Origin of the sequence: Paenibacillus sp. MZ03-122A (assembly GCF_024213325.1) — a bacterium.
Classification (GTDB): domain Bacteria; phylum Bacillota; class Bacilli; order Paenibacillales; family Paenibacillaceae; genus Paenibacillus; species Paenibacillus polymyxa_B.
Map to the genome: position 1 here is coordinate 1 of NZ_JANAVI010000045.1, position 1,188 is coordinate 1,188.

Annotated in this window: 1 protein-coding gene; it reads left to right on the forward strand. The window is 55.9% G+C overall.

Going from position 1 to position 1,188, the window contains the following annotated elements; genetic code table 11:
* Positions 1–1,188: non-ribosomal peptide synthetase (locus NLX74_RS25465; protein ID WP_254330927.1), on the forward strand; the 1,188-nt coding region annotated here is incomplete at both ends.

A 1,188-nucleotide genomic window follows, 5' to 3' on the forward strand; every position in this document is an offset into this window, starting at 1 on the left:
GCGGACGCCGGAAGCCATAGCAGTGGTGTGCGGGGATGAGCGCCTGACGTACCGGGAGCTGAACGAGCGGGCAAACCGCTTGGCCTGGACGCTGCGGAAGAAGGGGGTTGGACGGGATCGGATTGTCGGGCTGGTGCTCGATCATTCCGTAGAGATGATCACGGCTATCTTGGGGGTACTCAAAGCCGGCGGGGCGTATCTGCCAATGGATCCGGACTATCCGCAAGAACGCATCGCATTCATGCTTCAAAACAGTGGGACAAGCAGGCTCGTGACCTCCCAGGCCTTGGCGGGGTTGATCGAAGAAATCACATTTGATGGCGAGAGCGTGCTGCTGGAAGACACAGTGGATGCGTATTCCCACAACCCGCAAGTAGACATCACACCGCAGCAATTGGCGTACATCATCTACACATCGGGTACAACCGGTCAGCCGAAGGGAACGATGATTGAACACCGGAATGTTGTTCGTCTGCTGTTTAACGATCAGTTTGCTTTCGACTTCAGCGATAGGGACGTATGGACCGTATTCCATTCCTTTTGCTTCGACTTTTCGGTATGGGAGATGTATGGGGCGCTGCTCTATGGAGGTAAGCTGGTCATCGTACCGAAGATGACGGCGAGAGATCCTGAACGGTTCCTGCAATTGCTGCGTGACGAGCGCGTCACCGTATTGAACCAGACCCCGAGTGCGTTCTACCCGCTGTCACAAGCGGAGATGATGCGGCCAGATACGGACTTACAGGTTCGGACGATCATCTTCGGAGGAGAAGCGTTGGCACCGGGACAGCTGGCGGCATGGCATCGGAAATATCCCCATACCGATCTGATCAACATGTACGGGATTACCGAAACAACCGTACATGCCACCTACAAGAAGATCGGCGAAGAAGAGATGGAGCGTGGGATAAGCAACATCGGCAAGCCGATCCCCACCTTGCGCGTGTATATGCTTGATGAGAATCGGCAATTGGTGCCGGTCGGTGTGGCGGGCGAAATGTATGTCAGCGGTGAAGGGGTAGCGCGCGGCTATTTGAACCGAGTGGAACTAACGGCGGAGAAATTCGTGTCCAATCCGCTTGAACCCGGAGAGCGGATGTACCGGACCGGAGATTTGGCACGCTGGCTGCCGGATGGGAACATCGAGTACCTGGGCCGAATCGACCACCAAGTCAAAATTCGGGGGTA